Origin of the sequence: Bacillus sp. FF-1 (assembly GCF_028548245.1) — a bacterium.
Taxonomy (GTDB): domain Bacteria; phylum Bacillota; class Bacilli; order Bacillales; family Bacillaceae_G; genus Bacillus_A; species Bacillus_A paranthracis.
The window spans coordinates 1-7,010 of record NZ_JAQQGG010000022.1; the positions used below are offsets into that span (position 1 = coordinate 1).

The window sequence follows — 7,010 nt, forward strand, 5'->3', positions numbered from 1 at the left end:
AACCGCAAGTATCAACAATCTGTATCGGTATGGCTGCATCTATGGGTGCATTCTTACTTGCAGCAGGTGAAAAAGGAAAACGTTATGCACTTCCAAACAGTGAAGTAATGATTCACCAACCACTTGGCGGGGCACAAGGTCAAGCGACTGAAATCGAAATCGCTGCTAAACGTATCCTATTCTTACGTGAAAAACTAAACCAAATTCTTGCTGACCGCACTGGTCAACCACTTGAAGTGCTACAACGCGACACAGACCGCGACAACTTCATGACAGCAGAAAAAGCTTTAGAATACGGTTTAATCGATAAGATCTTTACAAATCGTTAATAACTAAATTACTGAGGCAACCCTATAGCGCCTTGTCTAAATACCTATACAGCGTGGTCTTACTGATACCAGTCGCCACTGTAATTTGCTTAATTGTATAGTCTTTACTCTTATACATCTTAACAGCCATTTCCACTTTATCTTCTTTCTTAGTAGGTCTCCCACCTTTCTTTCCTCTTGATCTTGCTGCTTGAAGACCAGACTTTGTTCGTTCACTAATAATATCTCTTTCTAGTTCAGCGATGCTTGCCATTGTACGAAAGAAAAACTTTCCCATTGCGGTTGAAGTGTCAATACTGTCAGTAATTGATACAAAATGTACACCCATATCGTTAAATAATTCGCTCAGTTCTATCAAATGTTTTGTGGAACGTGAAATACGGTCAAGTTTATATACAACAATTTTATCGCCACTTCGTAAAATTTTTAAAAGGTCTTCTAATTGAGGCCTATCTCTTCGTGTGCCAGTTAATTTTTCTTTATAAATCTTCTCAACCCCGAATTGTGTTAATGCATCAACTTGCATATCTAGGTTTTGTTCCTCCGTACTCACTCGCGCGTAACCAAAAATCATAATTAATCACCTACTAAAAACTATTTATATGAATATATTAGCACCAAAAACGGTGTTTGTTATTAAAAATGTTACTTTGATTTTGGGAATGAGTTTTGGTACCAAAGATCAGGGTAAATAGAGTGTGTTTTGCTCCAATAAGGACCAGCCCCATAAATGTCCGTTTATGGGGCTAATTTTATTAAACTAACCAGCCGCAGTATGACTGAAGAGAGCTCTTTTATTTTTGTTCCGCAATAGGGCCAGATTGTTGAATAAGGATTGTAGTTAATTATGGTTTTACATACAATTATTGAACTATTGGAAGATAAGTTTAATATCAACCTCGGTGAGCTTTTCATAAGTAAATGAGGTTCTTCACAAGTAATTCGTGAACTAATCAACTGCCCCAGTTCGTTTTATTTCTACCTTAATATTTGGTTTTAAATTTAATGTGGAATACTTTCCTCTCAAATCTTTTTCATTTAAATTGGAATATTTTCTTATACTTTTTATTTTTCTTCCAATGCCAATTGGATCAGTATTTAATTTTCTAAACTCCTCAAGAATATCCCCGAATTCTTTGTTTAGTTCTTCTTCAATTATTAGCTCCATTTTTTTTATTGATTCCTTATTTTTAAGAGTAACAGAAGGCTGTAATTCTATAGTTGAAACTAAAATAGATGCATTTAAATTAACCGACTCTTCCTGAGATAATTCAACATTTCCGCGGTACTTTATTGGGTGAATTGTAATATTAAATTTATCTCCTTTTTGCTTTTCGACTAGTTTTATTCCCTTTTCTTCTAATACCTCTGCAGGAATATTTAAAGTTATATCCCCCAAAAAAGCATTATGATCGGTGAATAATTTTATATACAGGGTTTTTTTCATGGAAATAGAACCAACCATTTTATCATCCCTAAATAATGCAACCCCATCTAAATAGGGTGCTACACCATTCTCATTCGATAGAATAGGTAAGGTAGGATCGATACCAATTTCATATAGTGTGGAAATAAAATCATGCAAGTTGGAGTTTATTAACATTTCCTTCTTTTCGTGCTTATCTAATAATTGATAAATATATGACCCCATTTCAGGGTATTCTTCATAGTTTTTATTATTAATTGTACTCTCAGCATTGTTTGTAATTGCCAAAAAAATTAAAGATCCGATGCTACTATCTCGTTGCATTGTATCTAGAAAAGATGAAATCCCTATCATTTCTGTCATATATTTATCAAATAAAATTGTCCTTAATTGACCAGAAGTAAGGTCGTGGCTTGTCTGTTGTTCTAAATTTTGTCTTATTTGTTTGCTTGTAGTTCCGACGGCAGAAATGGTTACACTCGTCTTTTCTTCTTTACGGTCGAATTGTAACAAGCTAATAGTGCCTTTGTATGTATTCTCATCAAGTAAGTCAAAACCAATAATAGTTGAAATTCCTTGCCTTTCTAATATTTTTTCAGGTAGCATACATGCCGTACAGAGAAAGAAACAAAGTAGTAGAATAAGCCATATTTTCATTTTTTCAACTCCGTTTTGAACGTGAAAAGATTTTAGATTTAATGATTGAAATGAAATATAAGAATATTGGATAGATAAACCATAGGTAAAAGCCTACTTGACCAACTTTATCAAACAAAAGGTTATTGTCGACTCTTTTTGTGATAAAAAAACTCGTGATAAAAATGATTATTGAGATTACCCATATTCCATGTTTTAGTTTTAAATGAAATATTTGTTTAACTCCTTTGGAAGAAATGAATAGGATTATACATAAATTTGGAAAAATAACTAATATCCATAATGAAACTGCTATAGATTCAAAGCGCTCAATAAATGGAAAATGGACAGCGCTTATCATACTGACAATAGGCCAGATCTGTTTTTCTAATTCTTTAGGGCTAAAAAATAATATGGAAATAACAGTTGCAATTAAAACAAGAAGTGTGGTAAACCAGATTGCTAATTGACTGAATAGAAGTAGTTTTTTTTTCTCCTTTATAAAAGGAAAAATAAAAAATAAAGTCTCAAAACCCAACATTGTATAACTGCTTTTAAAAACTCCTTTCATCATTTCTGACGGAGTTGTCGACATGATGGGTAAAATTCTAGTTAAGTTTATGGAATCAAGTGGTTGATACATCACAAATAGCAGCCATATAGTCATTAAAAAGGATAAGAAGCATATCCCTGCAACTACTCTGAATCCACCTGATACTGCATAAATTGTTATTAATAATAGCGCTAAGGTGCTTACCCATTCATAAACTCCTTCATATCCCCATGTTAGGGACAATTCAACATAACTGATGATGATAGAGTAATGTACAGCAATAAAGTAAATGACAATTAAGGTATTGATGATACTTCCTATAAAGCGACCAAATAAATTTTCGTGTATTTCATAAAGATTACAGTTTCCATGTTTTTTAAGTATGCTAATAATAATCCAAGTGATAATACTAATGAATAGACCGGATAGTAAAACTGAGATCCAAGCATCTTTCTTAGATTCAAGATAAATAATTTTCGGGACTCCAAGTATGCCCATACCAATTTGCGAAGTGTGTATGATAAAGAAAGCCATATAGGCATTTACAAAACTAATATTTGATTTCATTATCCACCTCAAAATTCATCTAAATCTTTTTCTGTTTTTTTAAATCTCCACCTTGTGCGGAATGAATCTTTTGGGCGATTGACAACAGGACGTCTCATATAAAAATGGTGGGGTAGACGTATTAAGAAGTATTTTATATCCTTAATCCTAAAAGGGTATAGAGGTGCAAGATAAGGTTTGTTTAATGATGTCAATTTTAACAAGTGGACCATCATTACACAGACACCGATAATAATCCCATTTAATCCCCAAACACCTGCTAGAATAATGAAAGGAAATCTAGCAATTCTTAAAGCAGTGCCCATTTCATAAATAGGAGCCGTAAATGCCCCTAATGCACTAAATGCCACAATAATAATTAAAATGTTGCTAGTTAAACCTGCCTCAACAGTTGCTTGGCCAATAACAATACCTCCAACAATCCCCATTGTTTGCCCTACTTTTGACGGAAGGCGTGCCCCAGCCTCTCTAAGTAATTCAATTAATAATTCGAGTAAAAGTGCTTCTAGCAAAGGTGGAAAAGGAACTTGTGAACGTGATTGCCCAATTATAAGTAACAATTTAGATGGAATTAGTTCAGAGTGAAATGTCATGGTTGCAACATAAAATGCTGTAAGAAATAGTGACCCTGCCATAGCAAATAATCGTATAAATCTTATAAAAGTACTTAAGGACCATCTCAAATATATGTCTTCTGTTGATTCAAAAAACGAAAAAAAATTAGCAGGTCCAATAATAGCAATTGGACTTTCATCTATAAGAACACCAATCCGTCCGTTTAAAATAGAGTAGAGGAATCTATCGGGCAACTCTGTTAATATAAACTGTGGAAAAAATGAGTAATGATTATCTTCAAGACATTGTGCCAATACTGAACTGTCACTTATATTATCAGTTTTTATATTTTCAAACTTCTCCTTAAGTGTTTTAAGTGTGTCATCATCCGCTATATCTTTAAGATATATAATTCTTACTTGCTTCTTAACACGTTCTCCTATTTTTAATTCATCTGTACACAAATTAGAATCATTTAGATTTCGTCTTATAATTTTAATGTTAGAAGATAATGATTCTGTAAACGATATTTTAGGACCGTATACCAATGATTCTGTTTCTGCTTTCTCAATAGATCTTTCAATAGGGTTGGCGCAATTTACCATAAATGCTTTACTTTCGTCTGATAAGTAAATATAAGCGAATCCATTTAAGAGGGAAGAGATAATCTCTTGTTCCTTAAGGTTTTTCTTTACTTCGTTCATTGGTATGTTTTTCAATAAATAAGAGTAAGTTATGTATTCTATCGGAAGTTGTTGAATGTATTTAATTACATACTCATTTAGAAACTCTTGTTTAATTAAATTTTTCATGAAAATAACTTCGAGACAATCTCCACCAACTTCAAGTGTTCTACACATTAAGTCTGGTGATTCGTTGAGGATGTATTTAATTTTTTCATAATTAGGGCAGTTATTTTTATTTAGATGGAGTGTCATTTGAATCATATCCTTCAATAGTTTTTTTTTAGTATTTGAAGTAGGAATCATTTTATACTTGTTTTAATAAAGAAGTAAGGATTGAGAGTAATTTTAGGACCTATGGTTCTGAAACGAATATGGAACAAGGAATTTTAGATGGTAACCAACAACATGTTGTAGAAATCAATTGGCCAGAACTAGCTGGTATATATGAGGTTGAATTTAATGAAATGTGGGGCAGTTCTACATTATCTTTTGATAAAGTAAATTCTAACATCAGTACTCGTAAAATCGATAATACAACACATGTTATTGATATTAACGGTAAAACACCGGAGGCGCGTTCGAAGTGTTTGTAAAACAGCAATCTCATAATTGATTCGGTTAACCCTCTCCATTCCCTTACTATCCGTCTCAATAATGATATCCTTCCATTTGGGCTGGATCACTCCTTCAATAGGAACTTCGTCATTAGCTGCAAAAAAACGTTGACCACTATCACCATATTCTCGAATTAGTTGAAGAGCTTCAATGACAGGTTGATGAGATTGATTATTAGATCTGAACGTAAGATTTTTTAAGATATTACAGAAAGCAATCCGATAATGCCCCCGATAGGAAGAATGCATCTTTATATAGATTTTTTCTTTGTATTCTCGGTGATTTCTTGTCATGTCTTTAATAATATCCCGAATTGTTGAAGCGCCTACAATCGGATATAGAGTATCTTGAATAATTCCATCTGGATGATTAACCGTCGCTTTTAATAAGTTGATAATATGTTTATTTTTCCCTTGAACCCTTTCCAACTCTTCTACTGCTTCTTTACGGGTAGTATTCTTGGCCTTATTTCCGAACTTGAGAGTGATTTCATCCAACAGATCAGCTAAATAGTCGATAACTTCAGCATGACGATGCCAAAATAAGATGGCAAGTAAGGTGTAGCGAATGGGTGCTGGATGTGCTCGCAATTCCGTTACAGTCTCAGTAGCTGCACGAAGTCGATATTTCTTTAGTAATTTTGGAGTCATATGATGAAACAAACCATTAGGAATTTGGAGATGTCGTATAGCTAACAGTTTTTTAACCTCCATCTCCATCGCATTTACACTTGGTTTACGAGGAGAAGATAATAGTTGACGAAAAGTTAAAATGTCGGTTTCCTCTCCATCAGAATCCTCATCAGCATGGGACTCAAGTAAAGCATCTAACCGAGTGCACGTCTTAGCAGATAATTGCTGATATGTCATTTTATATAAGCTCTTTTCAAAAGTATCAATGGCAGAGTCAATCATACGCTTTAAGCTCCCAATAGAAGGAGGTTCAACTTTCCATTTACGAAAGAGACTGTATGCTTGGTTTTTTAAATAGTCTGTATCATGTGTAGACTGAACTTGTTCTTCTAACCATTGTCCCAAACGATCATTATCTGTACGTGTAAGCTCCTGAAATCCAAAAAAATCCCTTATATTTTTTCGATGTCGGGTATAAGTCTTTTCTTTTCCACCCCAACTATATTCATCAAATTGATCATGCGAAACATCAAGCTGTTTCGCTATGTACTCGATCACTACTTTTGGGATGTCTTGCTTTTGGCTAGGGAATCTAGCTTTCTGTTGGAAATACTTTAGTAACACGGCAAAGCCCAAACGGTTCGTTTCTGTTTTATTCCCCATAGATAGATGTAGTTCATTTGGCATTAACATAAAGTTTGCTAAAAGCTCTTCTTCATTCCAATTTTTCTTCACTGGTTCTCCCTCTGATCTACATGTTTTTTTAATAGTATAATTTCAAACATAGAGACCATCAAGATAACTAAGAAAAGCAGCAAAGCTAAACCATTTTCCTTTTATTGTAATATATCTGACGGACTAGAGCAGTAACCCTGTGATTAAGCCTGAAAGAATATAGAATGACATTTAAGCACCTACATCAATTGGCTTTGGAAAATGGTGATGCCATTCATCTACTACATGAATGCATAGATTTTCTAAGAAAAAACAAAATCATACTGCCTGCTATCA

5 protein-coding genes and 2 pseudogenes are annotated in these 7,010 nt (G+C 33.6%); 2 read left to right on the top strand and 5 right to left on the bottom strand.

Features of this window, described 5'->3' with window-relative positions; genetic code table 11:
- A partial coding sequence (locus PQF83_RS28245) for an ATP-dependent Clp protease proteolytic subunit (RefSeq protein ID WP_191904307.1) occupies positions 1 to 329 on the top strand: 329 nt, incomplete at its 5' end.
- Positions 330 to 351: 22 nt separating this feature from the next.
- On the opposite strand, the gene PQF83_RS28250 is transcribed toward PQF83_RS28245, so the two are convergent.
- The 5 genes and pseudogenes from PQF83_RS28250 to PQF83_RS28270 form a co-directional block, all read right to left on the bottom strand.
- Entirely contained in the window at positions 352 to 903 is a 552-nt protein-coding gene (locus PQF83_RS28250) for a recombinase family protein (protein WP_000576160.1), read from the bottom strand.
- Between the two features lie 375 nt (positions 904 to 1,278).
- Entirely contained in the window at positions 1,279 to 2,412 is a 1,134-nt protein-coding gene (locus PQF83_RS28255; protein WP_000708189.1) for a Ger(x)C family spore germination protein, read from the bottom strand.
- Between the two features lie 4 nt (positions 2,413 to 2,416).
- Complete coding sequence (locus PQF83_RS28260) at positions 2,417 to 3,511, bottom strand: GerAB/ArcD/ProY family transporter (protein WP_061661292.1); 1,095 nt, start codon at positions 3,509 to 3,511, stop codon at positions 2,417 to 2,419.
- An 8-nt stretch (positions 3,512 to 3,519) separates the two neighbouring features.
- Positions 3,520 to 5,004, bottom strand: a complete 1,485-nt coding sequence (locus tag PQF83_RS28265; protein WP_012552721.1) for a spore germination protein — start codon at positions 5,002 to 5,004, stop codon at positions 3,520 to 3,522.
- 311 nt (positions 5,005 to 5,315) lie between these two features.
- A pseudogene (locus PQF83_RS28270) lies at positions 5,316 to 6,734 on the bottom strand (DUF4158 domain-containing protein); the annotation flags it as partial.
- A 146-nt stretch (positions 6,735 to 6,880) separates the two neighbouring features.
- Here PQF83_RS28270 and PQF83_RS28275 point away from each other — a divergent pair.
- A pseudogene (locus tag PQF83_RS28275) lies at positions 6,881 to 7,010 on the top strand (DUF4158 domain-containing protein); the annotation flags it as partial.